General features: G+C 58.3%; 18 protein-coding genes. 8 read left to right on the top strand and 10 right to left on the bottom strand.

Translation table 11 applies throughout. The annotated features are described in order from the left end of the window. Window positions 1-176 precede the first annotated feature (176 nt). Complete coding sequence (locus D467_RS0107210; protein ID WP_018916831.1) at window positions 177-2351, top strand: malate synthase G; 2175 nt, start codon at window positions 177-179, stop codon at window positions 2349-2351. 67 nt (window positions 2352-2418) lie between these two features. Further along, window positions 2419-2829, top strand: a complete 411-nt coding sequence (locus D467_RS0107205; RefSeq protein ID WP_018916830.1) for a PaaI family thioesterase — start codon at window positions 2419-2421, stop codon at window positions 2827-2829. A 101-nt stretch (window positions 2830-2930) separates the two neighbouring features. On the opposite strand, the gene D467_RS0107200 is transcribed toward D467_RS0107205, so the two are convergent. The 5 genes from D467_RS0107200 to D467_RS0107180 form a co-directional block, all read right to left on the bottom strand. After that, window positions 2931-3899, bottom strand: coding sequence for a substrate-binding domain-containing protein (locus D467_RS0107200; protein ID WP_018916829.1), 969 nt, complete (start codon window positions 3897-3899; stop codon window positions 2931-2933). A gap of 146 nt (window positions 3900-4045) precedes the next feature. Further along, a complete protein-coding gene (locus D467_RS0107195) occupies window positions 4046-5038 on the bottom strand; it encodes an ABC transporter permease (protein WP_018916828.1) in 993 nt (330 codons plus the stop codon). Window position 5039: 1 nt separating this feature from the next. Further along, entirely contained in the window at window positions 5040-6563 is a 1524-nt protein-coding gene (locus tag D467_RS0107190; protein WP_018916827.1) for a sugar ABC transporter ATP-binding protein, read from the bottom strand. Next, window positions 6560-7738: a Gfo/Idh/MocA family protein gene (locus D467_RS0107185; protein ID WP_018916826.1), complete on the bottom strand. Its 1179-nt coding sequence runs from the start codon at window positions 7736-7738 to the stop codon at window positions 6560-6562. The genes D467_RS0107190 and D467_RS0107185 overlap by 4 nt, the downstream gene beginning before the upstream one ends. Window positions 7739-7759: 21 nt before the next feature. Further along, a complete protein-coding gene (locus D467_RS0107180) occupies window positions 7760-8815 on the bottom strand; it encodes a sugar phosphate isomerase/epimerase family protein (RefSeq protein WP_018916825.1) in 1056 nt (351 codons plus the stop codon). Between the two features lie 377 nt (window positions 8816-9192). On the opposite strand from D467_RS0107180, the gene D467_RS0107175 reads away from it, so the two are divergent. Continuing rightward, on the top strand, window positions 9193-10236 hold the full coding sequence (locus D467_RS0107175; protein ID WP_018916824.1) for a LacI family DNA-binding transcriptional regulator: 1044 nt from the start codon (window positions 9193-9195) through the stop codon (window positions 10234-10236). Window positions 10237-10312: 76 nt separating this feature from the next. On the opposite strand, the gene paoC is transcribed toward D467_RS0107175, so the two are convergent. From paoC to D467_RS19090, 3 genes are read right to left on the bottom strand one after another with little or no spacing between them, the layout of a single operon-like run. Continuing rightward, entirely contained in the window at window positions 10313-12493 is a 2181-nt protein-coding gene (gene paoC / locus D467_RS0107170) for an aldehyde oxidoreductase molybdenum-binding subunit PaoC (protein WP_018916823.1), read from the bottom strand. Between the two features lie 3 nt (window positions 12494-12496). Further along, complete coding sequence (locus D467_RS0107165; RefSeq protein WP_018916822.1) at window positions 12497-13447, bottom strand: FAD binding domain-containing protein; 951 nt, start codon at window positions 13445-13447, stop codon at window positions 12497-12499. After that, the gene (locus D467_RS19090) at window positions 13444-14016 is read right to left on the bottom strand and encodes a 2Fe-2S iron-sulfur cluster-binding protein (protein WP_018916821.1); all 573 of its coding nucleotides are present in this window, start codon (window positions 14014-14016) and stop codon (window positions 13444-13446) included. The genes D467_RS0107165 and D467_RS19090 overlap by 4 nt, the downstream gene beginning before the upstream one ends. A gap of 188 nt (window positions 14017-14204) precedes the next feature. Between D467_RS19090 and D467_RS0107155 the strand changes: the two genes are divergently transcribed. Together D467_RS0107155 and D467_RS0107150 are read left to right on the top strand one after the other, a co-directional pair. After that, complete coding sequence (locus D467_RS0107155; protein WP_018916820.1) at window positions 14205-15179, top strand: XdhC family protein; 975 nt, start codon at window positions 14205-14207, stop codon at window positions 15177-15179. Next, window positions 15169-15777: a nucleotidyltransferase family protein gene (locus tag D467_RS0107150; RefSeq protein ID WP_018916819.1), complete on the top strand. Its 609-nt coding sequence runs from the start codon at window positions 15169-15171 to the stop codon at window positions 15775-15777. Before D467_RS0107155 ends, D467_RS0107150 begins: the two co-directional genes overlap by 11 nt. 22 nt (window positions 15778-15799) lie before the next feature. On the opposite strand, the gene D467_RS0107145 is transcribed toward D467_RS0107150, so the two are convergent. Next, window positions 15800-16177: a DUF423 domain-containing protein gene (locus D467_RS0107145; protein WP_018916818.1), complete on the bottom strand. Its 378-nt coding sequence runs from the start codon at window positions 16175-16177 to the stop codon at window positions 15800-15802. A gap of 160 nt (window positions 16178-16337) precedes the next feature. On the opposite strand from D467_RS0107145, the gene thiS reads away from it, so the two are divergent. From thiS to trmB, 3 genes are all read left to right on the top strand, one after another. Beyond that, entirely contained in the window at window positions 16338-16538 is a 201-nt protein-coding gene (gene thiS, locus D467_RS0107140; RefSeq protein WP_018916817.1) for a sulfur carrier protein ThiS, read from the top strand. Between the two features lie 78 nt (window positions 16539-16616). Beyond that, window positions 16617-17408, top strand: coding sequence for a thiazole synthase (locus D467_RS0107135; protein ID WP_018916816.1), 792 nt, complete (start codon window positions 16617-16619; stop codon window positions 17406-17408). 8 nt (window positions 17409-17416) lie between these two features. After that, complete coding sequence (gene trmB / locus D467_RS0107130; RefSeq protein WP_018916815.1) at window positions 17417-18160, top strand: tRNA (guanosine(46)-N7)-methyltransferase TrmB; 744 nt, start codon at window positions 17417-17419, stop codon at window positions 18158-18160. Between the two features lie 68 nt (window positions 18161-18228). Here trmB and D467_RS0107125 read toward each other — a convergent pair. Next, window positions 18229-18486 (bottom strand): IS3 family transposase (locus D467_RS0107125; protein WP_018916814.1); only part of this gene is annotated, 258 nt, incomplete at its 5' end.

The raw sequence follows: 18486 nt of genomic DNA, 5'->3' as shown, positions 1-18486 counted from the left end.
TTATTTTAAGAAGGCCACTCGGGGCCTCTTCTCATCATTTGGTCGAGCATTTTACTGCTTTAAGGTCTACGCTGTTTACATGCCCAATCAGATGTGGAAGTATTTTCCATAAATATATTTTCACTCTAGCTGTGGCCTTCAAACAATCCACGGGCATCTTCACAGGAGAACTCCCCATGAGCGAGCGTATCACGCACCACCGTTTACAGGTGGCCGCCGAGCTGGACCGTTTTATTAATGAACAGGCGCTACCCGGAACGGGTGTGGATAAAAGCGCTTTTTGGGCCGGTGTCGATGCTCTGTTTCATGATCTGACCCCAAAAAATCGTCAATTGCTAGCAGAGCGTGATGCGCTGCAGGAAAAACTCGATACCTGGCACCGTGAAAACCCCGGCCCGATAAGCGATATGTCGGCTTACCGTGCGTTTTTAAAACAGGTCGGTTACCTGGTAGATGCGCCGGCGAACGTGAAAGCCAATACTGCCAACGTGGACCGTGAAGTAGCACTTCAAGCCGGCCCGCAGCTGGTGGTGCCGGTGAGTAACGCCCGCTACGCCCTGAATGCGGCGAATGCGCGCTGGGGCAGCCTTTACGATGCGCTCTACGGCACCGATGCTATTTCCGAGGAAGACGGCGCGGAAAAAGGCACCAGCTTTAATCCCAAGCGCGGCGCCAAAGTCATTGCCTACGCGCGAGGCGTTCTGGATCGTGCCGCGCCCTTGGCTACAGGCTCTCACCGCGACGCGGTTAAATACGCGATTCGCGACGGCCATCTGGTGGTTACGCTGGAAGGCGGCCGGGAAACCGGGCTAAAAGATTCAGCCAAGCTGATTGGCTTTACCGGTGAAATGACGGCACCTGAAGCTATTTTGCTGGCCAATAACGGCCTCCACCTGGAAATCCAGATCGACGCCAGTCACGCCATCGGCAAAACCGACCCGGCGGGCGTGAAAGACGTGGTAGTGGAAGCCGCGCTGACCACCATTATGGATTGCGAAGACTCAGTGGCCGCCGTGGACGCCGAAGACAAGGTCGGTGTGTATAGCAACTGGCTCGGCCTGATGAAGGGCGATCTGGAAGAGAACATCGACAAGGGCGGCAAAACCTTCGCGCGCAAGCTGCACGCAGACCGCACCTGGAACACCACCGAAGGCGGCAAGGTGACCTTACCCGGCCGTTCACTGATGTTCGTGCGTAACGTGGGCCACTTGATGACCACGCCAGCGATTCTGGATGAGGATGGCAACGAGCTGCCGGAAGGTATTCTCGACGCCGTGGTGACCTCGTTGCTTGCCCTGCACGATCTGAAAAAAGATGCCGATCAGCCGCGCAATTCGCGCACCGGCTCAGTGTATATCGTCAAGCCCAAGATGCACGGCCCTGCTGAAGTAGCGTTTGCCAACGAGCTGTTTGGCCGCGTGGAAGACCTGCTGGGCATGAGCCGCGATACCCTGAAAATGGGCATCATGGACGAAGAGCGCCGCACTACGGTGAATCTCAAGGCGTGTATTGCCGAGGCCTCTTCACGCGTGGCATTCATCAACACGGGCTTCCTCGACCGGACCGGTGATGAAATGCATACCGCGATGGAAGCGGGCCCGATGGTTCGCAAGGGCGATATGAAAGGCGCCAAATGGATCGCGGCGTATGAGAAGAGCAACGTACAGGTAGGCCTTGCCTGTGGCCTGCGCGGTCGCGCCCAGATCGGTAAAGGCATGTGGGCCATGCCCGATTTAATGCACAACATGCTGGAACAGAAAATCGGCCACCCGAAAGCCGGTGCCAACACCGCTTGGGTACCTTCGCCCACGGCCGCTACCCTGCACGCGCTGCACTATCATCAGGTGAACGTAACTGACGTTCAGCGCGAGCTTGAAGGCCTGGGCGAGCCTGATTTCCTGGATGATCTACTCAGCGTGCCGGTGGCTGAAAACGCCAACTGGTCCGATGACGAGAAGCAGCAGGAGCTGGACAACAACTGCCAGGGCATACTGGGTTACGTGGTGCGCTGGGTAGAGCACGGCGTGGGTTGCTCGAAAGTGCCGGATATTCACGACGTGGGCCTGATGGAAGACCGCGCCACGCTGCGCATTTCCAGCCAGCACATTGCCAACTGGCTGCATCATGGCATTGTCGATGAGGCTCGCGTGAAAGAAACCCTCAAGCGCATGGCCAAGGTCGTCGATGAGCAAAACGCCGGTGACCCCACCTACACCGCAATGAGCAGTCACTTTGAGGACTCCACCGCCTTCAAGGCCGCCTCAGATTTGATCTTCAAGGGTCGCGTGCAGCCGTCAGGCTACACCGAGCCGCTACTTCACGAATGGCGTCAGGTGCATAAGGCGAAGTAAATTCGTTTTATGGTACAACTAGCCCTAAGGCATATGCCTTGGGGCTTTTTTATGAAGGATAACAACAATGACCGTCATGACTGTCGAACAGATCGAGCACTTTTTAGATGAGGTGTTTCCCCAGCGAATGGGCAGAGTGGAAAGCGTAGGAGAGATGTGTGCCACGATGCGCTTAACGGTAGGTTATGAACACCTGCGCCCCGGCCCCCGAGTAAGCGGCCCCACGATGATGGGCTTTGCCGATGTGGCGCTGTATGTGGCGATTCTGGGCCAAATCGGCCCGGAACCCATGGCGGTGACCAGCGACTTCAACTGTCACTTCCTGCGCGCCGCTTCAGGCGAACACGACATTATCGCCCACGCCAAACTGATCAAGCTAGGCCGCCGATTAGGCGTTGGCGAGGTACAGGTTTTCTCCGCCGCGGATAACATCCGGCCGGTTGCCCATATCACCGCAAGCTACGCCCTGCCTCTGTAGCGGCGAACAGCGCTAACGTTAAAGCCGCTCTCAAGACAAAAACGCCCCGCCCCTTGGCTATTCACTAGCTTGAGGGCGGGGCGTTTTAGCGGCTAGAGCGCTTAGTAAGCGGCTTCTGGCTCGTAGTACTCTTCTACATTATCGAGGGTGATCAGGTCAGCGTTAAGAATGAGCCGTGAAGGCACGCCGTGGTACATATCACCCAGATGCTCGCCTTTAACGCCGTGTACCGCTAGCGCCATGGCCGAGGCAATCATGTTCGGCGGATAGGTTACGGTGCCTTTAACCATCGGGTGCTCGTTACGGATCATTTCAATCACGCGCTGCGAACCGCCACCGCCCACAATCAGCTGGATATCGTCGCGGTTGTTTTCATCCACCGCCTGAAGCGCCGAGATCAATACGTCATCGTCACCCGCCCAAATGGCATCCACTTCCGGGTTACTGCCCAGCAGGTCTTCCGTTACGCTAAGCGCCTGCTGTGGGTTCCAGTTGGTCGTTTGAGAGGCCAGAATATTGATGTTGGGGTAGTTTTCCATCACCCTGTTAAAGGCATCGACACGCTGGCTATTAATAGGAATGGGCGGGCCTTCCAGCACCAGAATATTGCCCTCGCCGCCCAGCTCTTCAGCGATATAACGCGCGGCGTGCTCGCCTAAACCGGGGTTATCGCCCGCAATAAAGACGTTTTGTGCAGGCGTTTCAAGCTCGCGGTCGACCACAACGGTGTAGATGCCTTCGTCATAAGCTTCGGAAATAACCGCCTGAAGCGTTGCCGGGTCGTGTGGCAAAATGACCAGCGCATCCAGGTTGCGGATCATCAGATCTTCCACGTTAGAGACCTGGGCCGTACCGGAGTTAGCGGAAAGTACCGTAAAGCTGACATCCGGATACTTCTCGCTTAGCTCGCCGGCGGCTTGCTGCGCCCACCATAAAAGGCCTGCGGTCCAGCCATGGTCAGCGGACGGCACGGTGACGCCAATATGGTAGTCGTCGGCCAGCGCCAGGCTGGACGTACTCGCTATGGCCGTTGCCAGCGCGGCAGTCTTGAAAAGGCGTGATAGTGTCATTGTTATTGCTCCCTTTCTAACGTACATCGTGGATGGACGAGCCAACCCCGCCCAGTGTGATCGTCGGCCCTGTTTGGGCATAGCGACCGAAAAGACCGTTTTTAACGCTTGTTCTTAAAACCGTTCTTAAAACCCGTATTAACGAATCAGGCACGCTTGTACTGCAGCAGCACCGCCAGCAAAATGACGCCGCCTTTGACCAGCCCCTGTAAATAAGGGGAAACGCCGGTCAGGTTAAGCATGTTGTTGATAATACCCAGAATCAGCGCACCGATGACCGTGCCCCATATCGAACCGCGCCCGCCGGAAAGCGCCGTGCCTCCGATGACGACGGCAGCGATAGCATCCAGTTCATAAAAGTAGCCCGCATCGCTCGGGCTTACCGAGTTGAGCCGTGAGGTCAGCATGATGGCCGAAAGCCCCACACAGATCCCCGCAATCACAAAGGTGGAGAGCACAATGCGCTCGACCCGAATGCCCGAATAGCGTGCTACCTGAGGATTAGCGCCCACCGCGCACACATGCCGCCCGTAAGGGGTATGAAACAGCAGCACATGCGCGATGATCGCCAAGCCAAAAAACACGATTACCGGAACCGGAATGCCCAGCAAAAAGCCGCCGCCCACGCTTGAGAAGTGCGGATTGGGGGTAGAAACCACCGCCGCGTCGGTGAAGTAGAGCGCCAGTGAGCGAAAGATCGACATACTGGCAAGCGTTACCACAAAGGCCGCTATGCGCCCTCGGGTGACTAACAAGCCGTTGAATAGCCCTAACAGCCCGCCCGCAGCGATAGCGGCCAACAGGCCGAGAAGCACCGCCTGAATGGGGTCACTAATGCTATTGACGATATACAGGATAACCACGCCCACAAGCGCCACCATCGACCCCACCGACAGATCGATCCCACCGGCGATAATCACAAAGGTCATGCCGATGGCGATAATGCCGGTATAGGAAACCTGACGCATCACGTTGGAAATATTGCGCGTATTCAGAAAATATTCGCTGGCGATGGACGAGACCACGAACAGCAAAATCAGCGCCACCAGCGGGGCCAGAATCGTCGCGTTAAGGGGCAGCCTGCGCAGACCTTGGCGTGCAACGCTCCCCATTGACTTGGTATTAGGCGGTTGAGCCATCTTAATTCCCCACTTGTTCACGGTTGGCGTGCTGTCGTGCGCCAGCGGCATACAGCATTATTTGTTCTTCGTTGATATCGTCACCGTTAAGCTCAACGGCTATTTGCCCCTCGCGAATCACTAACACCCGATCCGCAATACCAATGACCTCTTCAAGCTCGGAGGAGATCACGATAACGGCTTTATTTTGTTCGGTAAGGTCGCGAATCAACCGGTAAATCTGCTGCTTGGCGCTGATATCGATGCCGCGGGTGGGCTCATCGAGAATCAGGATATCGGGCTCGATATCGAGTAGCTTTGAGAAGTAAACCTTCTGCTGGTTACCGCCACTCAGAAGGCTCACCGGCGCCGCCAGGTTGGATGCCTTGATGGTCAGGCGCTGCTGGTAATGTTCGGCTTGACGCCGTTCAGCACGATGCTTGATAAACCCGCGCACATAGCGCTTCAGGCTAAGGGCGGTAATGTTCTGCATGACGTTAAACGAGAGAATCAGCCCCTTGCCCTGGCGGTCTTCCGACAGATACGCCAAGCCGTGGGCGTGGGCTTCGTTGGGTGAACGAAGATCAACAAGCTCGCCATCGATAAATATCTCACCCTGCTCTTTGCGGTGCAGCCCCATGATGGTTTCAGCAATTTCGGTGCGCCCCGCACCTACCAGCCCGGCAAACCCCAGCACTTCGCCACGGCGTACCTCAAGGTTGATGTCCTTGAGTTTGCCTTTAAGGCTCAAGCCCCGCACCCGCAGCGCGGGCGGCGTGTTATCAGTACTTTGCGCAAGCTTCTCAGGGTAAATTTGTGACAGCTCACGCCCGACCATTTTGCGCGCCATGTCCTCTTCATTAAGCGTCGCGGTCTCGCACAGCTCTACCTGCTGGCCGTCGCGTAAAATCAGCAGCCGGTCACAGAGATCTTTGACCTCTTTTAGCTTGTGAGAAATAAATAAAATCGTGACGCCCTTGGCGACCAGCGCACGCACTACCCTGAACAACACCGCAACTTCACGGTCGGTCAGTACCGTAGTGGGCTCATCCAGAATCAGCAGTCGCGCGTCGTTAACCAGCACCCTGGCCACTTCAACCATCTGCTTTTGGGCAACGCTTAGCCGCTCAATGGGAAGTTCAGGGTCCAGGTCCACTTCAAGCGAGCTGAGCAGTTCCTGGGTGCGCTTACGCATGCCTGCGTGGTCAAGAAAACCATGACGGCGTACTTCCTGGCCCAAAAAGACATTTTCGTAAACACGCAGCGTGGGGATTAAATTGAATTCCTGGGGGATCATCGCCACGCCGTGAAAACGCGCCGTAATCGGGTCCAACGCACTAAATATCTGACCATTCAGGTGGATCGTACCCACCGTTGGCGTGTAGATACCGCTGATGATCTTTAACAGCGTGGATTTCCCGGCGCCGTTTTCCCCCAGAATACCCAGCACTTCGCCCGGCATAACGGAAAGGGAAATATCATTCAGCACCTGAACGGGGCCGAAGGCTTTACCGATCCCTTCAAGCGTTAAAATAGGCTCGCTCATGAAGCGCCCCCGGAAGCGTCTGGCGCTTTCCTCAGATGCAGCGGCGTCCAACTGCCTGCCGCCTGGTGTGAGGTAATCGCCGCGGCAATAAAGCGCATACCATCCACACCGTCTTCAATACCGGGCAGCCAAGTGGGATATTCGCCTGATGCATGCCCATCGGCCAACGCCTGATACAGGTTGGCAAAGGCTTCAATGTAGCCTTCCGGATGCCCGCCCGGCACGCGCACGCCTTGAGCGATATTCGCACTTAGCCAGTCATCGCGCCGTGTTAAGCGCTGGCTTGGCCCGTTAAGCGGTTTCAGCCACAGCTCGTTGGGCTGCTCCTGGGCCCACTGCAGGCTGGCCTTCTCGCCGATGACACGAATGGTTAACGCGTTCTCATAACCCGCTGCCGTCTGACTTGCCCACAGCATGCCCCGCGCACCGCCGTTAAAGCGCAGCAGTGCCTGAACGTTATCATCAAGCGCCCGCCCCGGCACGGCAGTCACCAGCTCAGCGCTTACCTCACTGACGCGCTGGCCGCTGATAAACTGAGCCAGCTGAAACGCGTGCACGCCAATATCTCCCAGGCAGCCAGCAGCCCCCGCCTGGGTGGGGTCTAAACGCCAGGCGGCCTGGCGGTTATCGGCTTCCGGGGGTTCGCTTAACCACTCCTGAATATACTCGACCTGCACGTGGCGAAGCTGCCCTAGCGCGCCTTGGGCAATCAGTTCACGGGCATGCTGAACCAATGGATAACCCGCGTAGTTGTGCATTAATACAAAGTGGCGAGCGCTTTTCTCAGCCGCTTGCGCCAGCTGTTCAGCTTCCTCAACGCTGAGCGTCATGGGTTTTTCACACACCACGTGAAAGCCCGCTTCCAGGCTTGCCAGCGCCGCCGGGTAATGCAGATGGTTGGGTGTGACTATCGCCACGACCTGGGCGCCATCTTCGCGGGTGGCTTCGCCTACCAACAGCGATGCGTAGTCGGCATAGCAGCGCTGGCCATCAACGCCCAACTCGTTGGCGGTCGCCAGATTGCGCTCGGTTTGGGATGAAAAAGCCCCGGCTACCAGCTCAAAGCGGTCATCCAGGCGCGCCGCCATACGGTGCACACCGCCGATAAAAGCACCCTGGCCGCCGCCTATCATGGCAAGGCGAAGTCTGCGCGGTGTGTTGTTGTTTGTTGTCATTACCTAACCCCTGAGCGTGGTTTAGCCGAGACCCAGCAGCGTGCGATTAGCCTCACGATCCGTTCCGGCATCGGCAAAGTCATCAAACGCGCGGTCGGTCACCTGGATAATGTGCTCATTCACGAACGTGACGCCTTCCGCCGCGCCCTGCTCAGGATGCTTGAGCGCACACTCCCACTCGATGACCGCCCAGCCGTCAAAATCGTACTGGGCCAGTTTCGAGAACACCGCTTTGAAATCCACCTGCCCATCGCCCAGGGAGCGAAAGCGGCCTGCCCGCTCGACCCAAGAGGTGTAGCCGCCGTAAACGCCCTGCTGGGCGGTAGGATGAAACTCGGCATCCTTGACATGAAACATGCGGATATACGGGTGATAACGATCAAGAAAGGCAAGGTGATCAAGCTGTTGAAGCACCAAATGCGAGGGGTCATACAGCATGCAGCAGCGCGGGTGATGGTCCACGGCGGCTAAAAAACGCTCAAAAGTCGCGCCATCATGCAGGTCTTCACCGGGGTGAATCTCAAAGCATAAGTCCACACCAGCGGCATCAAAGGCATCCAGAATAGGGCGCCAGCGTTTGGCAAGCTCGGCAAAACCATCTTCAACCAGCCCAGCGGGGCGCTGTGGCCACGGGTAAAGAAACGGCCAAAGCAGCGAGCCGGAGAACGTGGCATGGGCCTTCAACCCCAGATTGGCGCTGGCCTGCGCGGCAAGCTTTAGCTGCTCGACAGCCCAGGCTTGGCGCGCGACTGGGTCGCCGTGCAGTTCAGGCGGGGCGAAGCCGTCAAACAGGCTGTCATAAACCGGATGCACGGCCACCAATTGGCCCTGCAAATGCGTCGAAAGCTCGCAAATTTCCAAGTCATATTGCGCTAAAAGCGCCTGTACTTCCTGGCAATACGCCTGGCTTTCTGCCGCTCGCTCAAGATCAAAAAACCGCTTATCCAGCGTGGGCATTTGCAGCGCTTTAAAGCCCAGCTCCGATGCCCAGCGCGCAATATGCTCCAGGCTATCGAAAGGCGGCTCGTCACCAATGTACTGGGCTAGAAAGAGCGCGGGCCCTTTAAGGGTCTTCATCATCGACCTCATTTGTTTTGTTGTTTTGGCGTCAGCAACCACTGCTGAAAGACACAATGTAATGGATTACATTTCAGCAGAGCAACATACATCGGTCAAGCGTGACAAAAAGGCTAAAATAAAATTGATAACGTACTGCTGTAAAAGGATTTTAAATCTTTAAATTCTATCTAAGCGCCTATAATTTAGACTAAAGAATACATAAAAAGAGCAAATAAATAGCTACATAATTAACGCGCTAATAGTAAAGATGCGTTTAAATGTTGTGGTTAACGCTGCTAGAATTTGAATGTAAACATTTACATTTTAGCGAATAGCGCGCCAACATTGTCTTTAACCGCCCGCTTTCAGGCGCGTTTTTTCAGGACCATCGTTCAATGCTTAACACCCCGGTAACGAGCAAACAGCCGCATAGCGTGCCGACGATTAAAGACGTGGCGAAAGCGGCGGGCTGTTCGACAGCGACCGTATCACGCGCCCTGGCAACGCCTGAAAAAGTCAGCGATGCCACTCGAAAGCGGGTGAATCAGGCAATTGCTCAGGTGGGTTATTCGCCCAATATTGCCGCGCGCAACTTGCGCCGTGCGGAGTCCAAAACCATCGTGGCGCTCTTGCCGGATATTTCAAATCCGTTTTTTTCCGAGATTATTAGCGGCATGGAGGATGTTGCCCATCAGGCGGGTTATCAGATACTGATTGGCGATTGCGAACACGACCCTGCGCGCGCAGAGGCCTACTTTCGGCTGCTTTCCACCAACCAGGCCGATGGTATTGTGCTGTTGACCTCCGAGATTCCCAGGGCGCTGGTCAAGCAAGCGGATAAGCAGGCGGACTTTCCGTTGGTCATGGCGTGTGAATTTTTTAGCGATATCGACCTGCCGTTAATTGCTATCGACAACCATCAAGCAAGCGCCCAGGCGATTGATTACCTGGTGTCGCTTGGCCACCAACGTATCGCAACGCTTTCTGGCCCAGCGCATAACCCTATTTGCCAGGAACGCAATCGCGGCTATCGCGATACGCTAGCGGCGCATCAATTGAGCAATGAAGCGCGTATTGCAGAGGGTAACTTTGGCTTTCGCTCCGGGTATCAGCAGGGGTTAGCCCTGCTGGAGGGGAAAACGCCCCGACCCACCGCGATTTTTTGTCATAGTGACGAGATGGCGGTTGGCGTGCTGAAAGCCGCCCGCCAGTTGGGTATTAGCGTGCCCGACCAGCTGTCCGTTGTCGGCTTTGACAATATTGGCCTGAGCGAATACTGCGACCCGGAACTGACGACTATTAGCCAGCCGCGCAATGAAATCGGCCAGCAGGCCATGCAGCTGCTGCTCCATCTTTTGCGTGGCGAGCAGCCCATACGCCATCAAACGCTAAGCAGCCACTTGATCGTGCGTAAAAGCACTGGGCGGCTTAAACCCTAGCCATCGCGTTATATGCCTGCATAAAAAACGCGGGGGCAGTTGCCTGCTCCCGCGTTTTAATGGTTACCGCACTGGCTTACGCGTCGGGCAATCGATCAAGCATACGGTCCAGCGTCATGGGGTAATCGCGTAGGCGTATGCCGGTTGCGTTGTACATGGCATTGGCTACCGCCGCCGCGCCGCCGCAGATACCCAGCTCACCCACTCCTTTGGCTTTCAAGGGCGTAGAGGCACCGTCCTGGGTGTCGAGGAAGATGACTTCCTGCTCGGGAATATCGGCGTGCACGGCGATTTCGTAACCGGCCAAGTCGTGGTTGGTAAAGTACCCTCGCCGTGAGTCGATGTTCAGGCTCTCGGTCAAGGCCGCGCCTGTGGCCATGGTCATGCCACCGATCACCTGGCTACGCGCGGTGACAGGGTTCAGGATGCGCCCGGCATCCACGACCGAGAGCGTACGCCTGAGGCGGGTTTCGCCGGTATAGGCATGCACCGCCACCTCGACAAAGTGCGCCGCGAAGGTACCGATCTCAAGCTCGTCCTTGAAGTCGCCAAAGTGCAGCGTATCTTCGCCCACTAGCTCTTCATTCGGGGCCACGTCACGTAGCGCCACACGCTTGTCATCGGTCACCACCTGACCACTTTCGAACCGCGCCGACTCGACGCCCAGGCACTTGGCAATCTCGCCTTGCAGTGCCACACACGCTGCATAAACCCCCGCGGTAGAGCTGGCCGCGCCCATTTGGCCGCCGGAGCCGGACGCCGCCGGGAAGGCGCTGTTACCCAGGCGCACCTCCACATCGTCCATCTCCAGGCCCATGGTTTCGGCAGCGGTCTGGGCGATGATGGTGTAGGAGCCGGTGCCGATATCGGTCATGTCAGTCTCGACGATTAGCCGCCCTTCGCTCAACCGTACCCGGGCACCGGAATCCATCGTCGGCGCACCGCGGTAGGCACCGGCCATGCCCTGGCCAATCAGCCACTGCCCTTCGCGCTTACCGCCTGGCGTGGTGTTACGCTCGCTCCAGTTGAATACCTCGGCGCCCTTGCGCAAGCACTCGACGAAATGGCGGTCGCTATAGCGTTTGGAAGGCTCTTCGGGGTTGACCTGGGTATCGTTGAGAATCCGAAACTCCACCGGGTCCATGCCGAGCTTTTCGGCCATTTCATCCATGGCGATTTCCAGCACGGCGAGGCCCGAAGCTTCGCCAGGGGCGCGCATGTCGGCGGACTCAGGCAGGTTCATATCAATAGCATGGTGCGCCACACGGCGGTTCTCGCCAGCGTAGAAGCAGCGCGTCTGGTTGACCGCATCTTCACCACTGCCGCCGGGCAGCGTATGGGAGATCGCCGAGTGATCGAAGGCGGTGATCCGACCGTCCTTGCCCGCGGCGATGCGCAGCCGCTGCACGGTGCCGGAGCGATGGGTGGCGTTATTGAAGATAAACGAGCGTGGCAGCGCCACCTTCACCGGGCGGCCAGTCTCTCTTGAGCCCAGCGCGGCGAGCACCGCGTCGGCGCGCAGCCACAGCTTGCCCCCAAAACCGCCACCGATGTAGGGGCTTTCCAAGCGGATATTGGCCGGGTCGAGCTCAAACGTGGTGGCCAGCGCCTTGCGGGTCCACTTGATCATCTGATTCGAGGTCCAAAGCGTCATGTTCTTGCCATCAGTCCAGTCCGCAATCGTCGCGTGGGGCTCCATCATGGCGTGGCTTTGCGAGGCGGTGTGGTAGGTCTCATCCAGCGTGACCTCGGCACTGTCAAAGGCCGCGTCCACATCGCCCACGTGCGAAACCACGTCTCTATCCTGTAGCCGCTTCCAGGCATCATCCAGATCGAACTCGCCTGGAATCTCTTCGTACTCTACCTCGATGAGCGATGTGGCCGCCCGGGCCTGCTCCAGCGTGTCGGCCACCACCACGGCAATCGCCTGGTGGTAATGTTCAACCATATCGCCGCCAAACAGCTTGGCGACGTTGCTTTTGGCACGCGGCAGCTCGTCGATATCCAGCGCCGTGATCACCGCCGCCACGCCGTCCGCGTTACGCGCCGCCGTTGCGTCCATGCGGGTAATACGCCCTTTGGCGATACTCGACCCCAGCGGGTAACCCACCAACGGGTTATCCGCTACATCATGGCGCTCGTAGGCGTAGGGGGCCGTGCCAGTCACTTTCAGTGCGCCATCGACCCGGGTATGGGGCTTGCCGATGATCCGGGCGTGGTCAAAGAGGTTCTCGTCGGCTGATTGATTAAAATCCATACATCACTCCTTTGCCAGCAGGGCGGCCAGCGTACGCTCGGCAAGTGTCAGCTTATAGGCGTTCTCATCGGTGGGGCGCGCGCCGTCCAGAAGCTTTTCCATCACCGCTTTGGCGCCGTTGCCAAGCTCGGCATCCGCCTCGTCACGCCGCCAGGGCTTGGGCGCTACACCGCCCAGCGCCACGCGGCCCTTGCCGTCGTCGGTTTCGATCAGTGCCACGGATACCAGCGCAAAGGCGTAAGAGGCGCGATCGCGTACCTTGTAATATTGCTGGCGCCCGCCGACCGGCGCAGGAAGCACCACGCCGGTGATGATTTCACCGGGCTCCAGCGCGTTCTCCACGTTCGGGGTATCGCCGGGGAGCTGGTAAAACTCATCAAGCGTAAGCCTGCGTGTTTGCCCTTCGGGGTTGACGGTTTCCACCTCGGCATCCAGCACGCGAAGGGCCACGGCCATGTCCGAGGGGTGCGTGGCGATGCAGTGATCCGACGTTCCGATCACGCCCAGTTGGCGGGTATCGGCGCCCTCGTCAAGCGCGGCGCAGCCAGCCCCGGGCTCGCGCTTGTTACACGGCATCGCCGTATCGTAGAAGTAAGGGCAGCGGGTACGCTGTAACAGATTGCCGCCGGTGGAGGCCTTGTTGCGCAGCTGGCTCGATGCACCGGCGAACAGCGCCCGGCTGAGCACCGGGTAGTCGCGTTTGATGCGCTCGTCGGCGCCAAGGGCGGTGTTGCTGACCAGCGCGCCGATGCGCAGGCCGCCGTCGTCGGTCGCGACAATGTCATCAAGGCCAGTACCATTGATATCGATCAGGTGTGCAGGCATTTCGATTTCATGCTTCATCAGATCGAGTAAATTGGTGCCGCCAGCAATGAATTTGGAACCTGACACTTCAAAGGCGCGCGCCGCCGCCTGGGCGGCATCATCGATGCGCTCATAGGAAAAGGCTTTCATGAGCGCTCCCTGGCAGTTTGATCGTTGGCAACCTGATTGATGGCTTTCAAAATGTTGGCGTAGGCACCGCAGCGGCACAGATTGCCGGACATGCGCTCGCGGATCTCCTCATCGCTGATCTCGATGGGCCCATTGAGTTCTTGGGTCACGTGGCTCGGAATACCGGCGCGGATCTCATCAAGCGTCGCCTTGGCCGAGCAGATCTGGCCCGGCGTGCAGTAGCCGCACTGAAAGGCGTCGTTATCGACGAACGCCTGCTGCATCGGGTCCATATGCTCGACATCGCCCACGCCTTCGATGGTGGTGATCTCGTCGTCCTGGTGCATTACCGCCAGCGTCAGGCAGGAATTCACCCGCTCGCCGTTGATATAAACCGTACATGCCCCACACTGGCCAAGATCGCAGCCTTTCTTGGAGCCGGTGAGTTTCAGGTGTTCGCGCAGGGTGTCCAGCAGCGTGGTGCGATTATCAAGTTCCAGCTCGTGGCGTTGGCCGTTGATTGACAGGGCAACCGCGGAGCGGGTCGTGGCGCTGTCACGATGCTTCTCGAACGTCGTCGTTGAGGTCATTTGGATTGCCTTTAATTTTTTCGTTGCTATCGCCTAGTCACGGTCATGACGGAATAAGCATAGTCACAATTAAAGCCACCAGCCCAATTCTTCTGATACTCCCGCCCCAGCGCACAATTGGTCTACGCTAAAGGGCACATAGACCCCGGCCCGGCTTGCAGGTCACTGAACAAGGAACGCGTGAATCAATGCAACACCTGGACCTCAAGGTCATCGAACAAGCGCTGACATGGTGTGAAAAGGGCGAGACGATCTGGCTCTGCACGGTGCTTGAAACCTTCGGCTCATCGCCTCGCGCACCGGGCTCGTGGCTGGTCGCAAATCAGCGCGGCGAGCATATCGGCTCGCTCTCCGGCGGCTGCGTGGAGGAGGATTTTCTCGAAAGGCTCAACAACGGCGCCTTCGACAGGCCCATCACCACCACCCGCTACGGCGACACGGCAGACAGCGATGCCCCAGGCGTAGCGCTGCCTTGTGGCGGCGTGCTGGATGTACTGGTCGAGCGGCTGGCGCCCACCGCCGAGACCCGCGAACACCTGAGCGTGGTTCTTAACGCGCTCAAGGGCCACGAGCCGCTAATGCGTAGGGTCGATAAAGCAAGCGGCGAGCGCGGTTTTCACCCGGCCCCACCCACCGGGCCGCGTGTCGAGAGACAAGGTGACGCTATCAGCATGCGCGTCTCCCCGGCTCACCGGCTGGTCATCGCCGGTATTTCGCCGATTACTACGCCGTGTGCGGCGTTTGCCGTGACGCTTGGGTATGAGGTGATTGTCTGCGACCCGAACGAGGCCGCCTGCGCGGGCTTTAATGTGCCCGGCGCCCGGGTGGAGGCACTCCTGCCCTCAGCGTATATTTCACCGAACACCTGCCATGGCGCCACCGCGGTGGTGGCGCTCACCCATGACCCACGTATTGATGACCTGGCAATGATGGAAGCCGTGCGCACGAGCGCCTTCTATATCGGCGTCATGGGCTCACTGCGCTCCTCGGCGGCGCGAGCCGAGCGGCTGGTCCGCTCCGGCGGGCTGAGCGAGGCAGAAATCGCGCGTATCCATATGCCGATCGGCCTGGCGTTGGGCAGCAAGACGCCGGCCGAAATTGCCCTGGCCGTGATGGCCGATATTGTGCGCGTTCAGCACGGAAAACAGCTCGATGAGCTCTAAGCGCGCCTTTCAGGTGGTCGCCCTGCTGATGGCCGCAGGCTACTCGCGCCGCTTTGGGCCTGACGATAAACGCTGCGCGCTTCTGCCGAATGGCCAAACGCTGCTGGCCGCATCGCTTGCCAACGCTCAAAAAGCGTTTACCCACCTGCGCGTGGCCGTGCGTGAAGAGGAAGATCCAGCGTTATTGGGCATTCCCGGGGATGTGGCGCTGGTGCGCGTTCGTAATGCGCACCTTGGCCTGGGGGAAAGCCTGGCCGAAGCGGTGGGCGCACTGGGCCGTGACCCTGGCCTTGATGACATTGACGCCGCGGCAATCCTGCTCGGTGATATGCCCTATATTGATCCAAAAACCATGTTGGCCTTGCAGCGCCTGGCCTGCCGAGACACCATCGTGCGGCCCTGCTTTGAAGACCAGCAGGGCCACCCGGTGATTTTTGGGCGGGCAATGTGGCCTGCGCTTGAGAGACTTAGCGGCAGTGACGGCGCCAAGGGTGTGATCAAGCAGTACGCCTCACGCTTGCGGGAATGCCCGGTCGCGGATGCGGGCGTTTTGCGTGATATCGACGCGCCAGCGGATCTGCCAGGGCCGTTTAGTTAGAGGCTTGTTAGCTAGAGACCAATTAAGGACTTCTTAGTACCGCCACCGCCAGCATCAACCACCCGCCAATCAGCAAAACGCCACCAATGGGCGTCACGATGCCCGCATTCAAACCGGCCATCGCCATGGCATAAAGCGAGCCGGAGAAACCCACGACTCCCAAACCCCACAGCGCAACCGGCCACTGCCAGCCCTTGAAACCAAACACGCGCTGACCAATTAGCACTGCCATCATCGCCAGCGTGTGCCAGGCCTGGTAGCGCACGCCGGTTTCGGCCGCATGCACCATTTCGGCACTGGCCCGTAGCGCCAGACCGTGGGCCGCGTAAGCTCCCACCATGACCGTGACAGCCCCGGAGAGCGCGATCAGGCACCAAATGATTCGTTCGTTACGTTGCATTGCTGCTCCTTTCAAGGTGTTACCGCACCTGTAAAGCTCGCGAGCGACTCGGCATACCTTGCGCTGCGGGAAACCGCTACAATAGAGGCACTTTTAAGTATTACGCTAGGGTTAGCCCTAACTCTTATAGACCCTATGCCTCGATAGACGAGACAGTTTTATGCACATTCAACTCAATGGCGAGCCTTACACGCTGGAAGCGGGCCTGACAGCCGCAGATCTAATCGATCAACTGGCGCTCACCGGCCGGCGGGTCGCGGTAGAGATCAACGAAGAGATCGTACCGCGCAGCCAGCTGGCCACCACTCGCTTGGCTGAAGACGACCAGGTGGAAGTGGTGCATGCCATCGGCGGTGGCTAACCCGCAGCACTTATGTCTCTTTGACTGGCTACGCCCTTTTTTCGCGTTCTATTGCTCGCGTTTTATCCAGGATTCGCTATGACACTTCAAAACGATGCGCCGTTTACCATTGCCGGACGTAATTTTAGCTCTCGCCTGCTGGTGGGTACCGGCAAATATAAAGACTTCGACGAGACCGGCGCGGCGATTGCCGAAAGCGGCGCCGAGATCGTCACCTTTGCCGTACGCCGTACCAACCTGGGCCAGGAAGCAGGGCCCAACCTGCTCGACGTGATTTCGCCATCGCGCTATACCCTGCTGCCCAACACGGCAGGCTGCTACACCGCCAAAGACGCCGTGCGCACCTGCCGTCTGGCCCGCGAACTGCTCGACGGGCATAAACTGGTCAAGCTGGAAGTGCTGGGCGATGAGACCACGCTCTACCCCAACGTGGTTGAAACCCTGAAAGCCGCCGAGACGCTTTTGGCCGATGGTTTTGACGTCATGGTGTACACCAGCGATGACCCCATTGTAGCCCGCGAGCTTGAAGCCATGGGTTGCTGCGCCATCATGCCGCTGGGCTCGCTGATTGGCTCAGGTCATGGCATTCAGAACCCGCACAACGTGCGCCTGATTGTGGAACAAAGCAGCGTGCCGGTGCTGGTGGATGCCGGTATCGGTACAGCTTCGGATGCCGCTATGGCCATGGAGCTGGGGTGTGACGGCGTATTGCTCAATACGGCGATTGCCCACGCACGCGATCCGCTGCGCATGGCGCGTGCCATGAAAAGCGCCGTAGAAGCCGGGCGTGATGCTTTCCTGGCCGGACGCATGCCGCGTCGCCAAACGGCAGACCCATCATCACCTTTTGCTGGCCGCATTAACGGTTAAGAGATTTTATGACTGATATTAAAAGTACCGACGAGTCCTCAACCGGGCCGGAAAGCGCTGAAGCGCCGCTGCATCGTCGGGGGATTAAAAGCTATGTAATCCGTGCCGGGCGCATGACCCAGGCGCAGAACCGGGGCCTTGAAGACGTATGGCCACGCTTTGGTCTGACGATTGACGACGGCCTGCAGGACCTGACCGCGCTGTTTGGCCGGGAAGCCCCGCGTGTGGTTGAAATCGGCTTCGGCATGGGCAACTCGCTGATCGAGCAGGCCGAAACCCATCCGGACACCGACTTTATCGGCATTGAGGTGCATTCGCCGGGCGTCGGCAAGCTGCTGGATGAAGTGGACAAGCGCGGCCTGACCAACCTGCGCATCTACAAGGAAGACGCGCTGGCCGTACTGGAAAAATGCCTGCCGGAAGGCTCATTGACCACCGTGCAGCTGTTCTTCCCCGACCCCTGGCCGAAGAAAAAGCACCACAAACGGCGCATCGTGCAGCCCGCGTTTGTCGAGCTGATTCGCACGCGCCTCAAGCCCGGCGGCACCTTCCATATGGCGACCGACTGGGAAGCCTATGCCGAGTGGATGGCCGAAGTAATGGAAGCCGCCCCCGGCTACGCCAACACGGCCAATGCCGACACGGCGCCTTACGTGCCCCGCCCCACCTTCCGCCCGCTAACCAAGTTTGAAGCCCGCGGCGAGAAGCTGGGTCACGGCGTATGGGATCTGATCTATCGGCGCGAGGCGTAAGCCTGATAAGTACGATCGATAAAAGCCGCCAGTCTGAACTGACCCCATAAATTTGGACAGTAAAAAAACTAAGCGGCCAAGGCCTGATTTCGGTACTGTACCGGACTCAGGCCTTTTAGCTTGGTCTTAATGCGCTCGTAGTTGTAGTAATGGATATAGCGTCGGATGCCCGCCTGTAACTGTTCAATATTGTCGAACCGGTTCAGGTAGAAATATTCAGACTTCAGCGTTCCAAAGAAGCTCTCTATGGCGGCATTATCGAGACAATTTCCCTTGCGTGACATGCTCTGGATCACACCATACTCCGCGAGTTTGCGCCGGTAAGC

Source organism: Vreelandella zhanjiangensis DSM 21076 (assembly GCF_000377665.1).
GTDB classification, from domain to species: Bacteria; Pseudomonadota; Gammaproteobacteria; order Pseudomonadales; family Halomonadaceae; genus Vreelandella; species Vreelandella zhanjiangensis.
The sequence above is the reverse complement of the archived record's forward strand: the minus strand, read 5'-3'. Positions and strand labels throughout refer to the sequence as shown.

Excerpts from the sequence above, each read along its gene's own strand:
- D467_RS0107210 (WP_018916831.1), top strand. The coding sequence starts at position 177 with ATGAGCGAGCGTATCACGCACCACCGTTTACAGGTGGCCGCCGAGCTG.
- D467_RS0107205 (WP_018916830.1), top strand. The coding sequence starts at position 2,419 with ATGACCGTCATGACTGTCGAACAGATCGAGCACTTTTTAGATGAGGTG.
- D467_RS0107200 (WP_018916829.1), bottom strand. The coding sequence starts at position 3,899 with ATGACACTATCACGCCTTTTCAAGACTGCCGCGCTGGCAACGGCCATA.
- D467_RS0107195 (WP_018916828.1), bottom strand. The coding sequence starts at position 5,038 with ATGGCTCAACCGCCTAATACCAAGTCAATGGGGAGCGTTGCACGCCAA.
- D467_RS0107190 (WP_018916827.1), bottom strand. The coding sequence starts at position 6,563 with ATGAGCGAGCCTATTTTAACGCTTGAAGGGATCGGTAAAGCCTTCGGC.
- D467_RS0107185 (WP_018916826.1), bottom strand. The coding sequence starts at position 7,738 with ATGACAACAAACAACAACACACCGCGCAGACTTCGCCTTGCCATGATA.
- D467_RS0107180 (WP_018916825.1), bottom strand. The coding sequence starts at position 8,815 with ATGAAGACCCTTAAAGGGCCCGCGCTCTTTCTAGCCCAGTACATTGGT.
- D467_RS0107175 (WP_018916824.1), top strand. The coding sequence starts at position 9,193 with ATGCTTAACACCCCGGTAACGAGCAAACAGCCGCATAGCGTGCCGACG.
- paoC (WP_018916823.1), bottom strand. The coding sequence starts at position 12,493 with ATGGATTTTAATCAATCAGCCGACGAGAACCTCTTTGACCACGCCCGG.
- D467_RS0107165 (WP_018916822.1), bottom strand. The coding sequence starts at position 13,447 with ATGAAAGCCTTTTCCTATGAGCGCATCGATGATGCCGCCCAGGCGGCG.
- D467_RS19090 (WP_018916821.1), bottom strand. The coding sequence starts at position 14,016 with ATGACCTCAACGACGACGTTCGAGAAGCATCGTGACAGCGCCACGACC.
- D467_RS0107155 (WP_018916820.1), top strand. The coding sequence starts at position 14,205 with ATGCAACACCTGGACCTCAAGGTCATCGAACAAGCGCTGACATGGTGT.
- D467_RS0107150 (WP_018916819.1), top strand. The coding sequence starts at position 15,169 with ATGAGCTCTAAGCGCGCCTTTCAGGTGGTCGCCCTGCTGATGGCCGCA.
- D467_RS0107145 (WP_018916818.1), bottom strand. The coding sequence starts at position 16,177 with ATGCAACGTAACGAACGAATCATTTGGTGCCTGATCGCGCTCTCCGGG.
- thiS (WP_018916817.1), top strand. The coding sequence starts at position 16,338 with ATGCACATTCAACTCAATGGCGAGCCTTACACGCTGGAAGCGGGCCTG.
- D467_RS0107135 (WP_018916816.1), top strand. The coding sequence starts at position 16,617 with ATGACACTTCAAAACGATGCGCCGTTTACCATTGCCGGACGTAATTTT.
- trmB (WP_018916815.1), top strand. The coding sequence starts at position 17,417 with ATGACTGATATTAAAAGTACCGACGAGTCCTCAACCGGGCCGGAAAGC.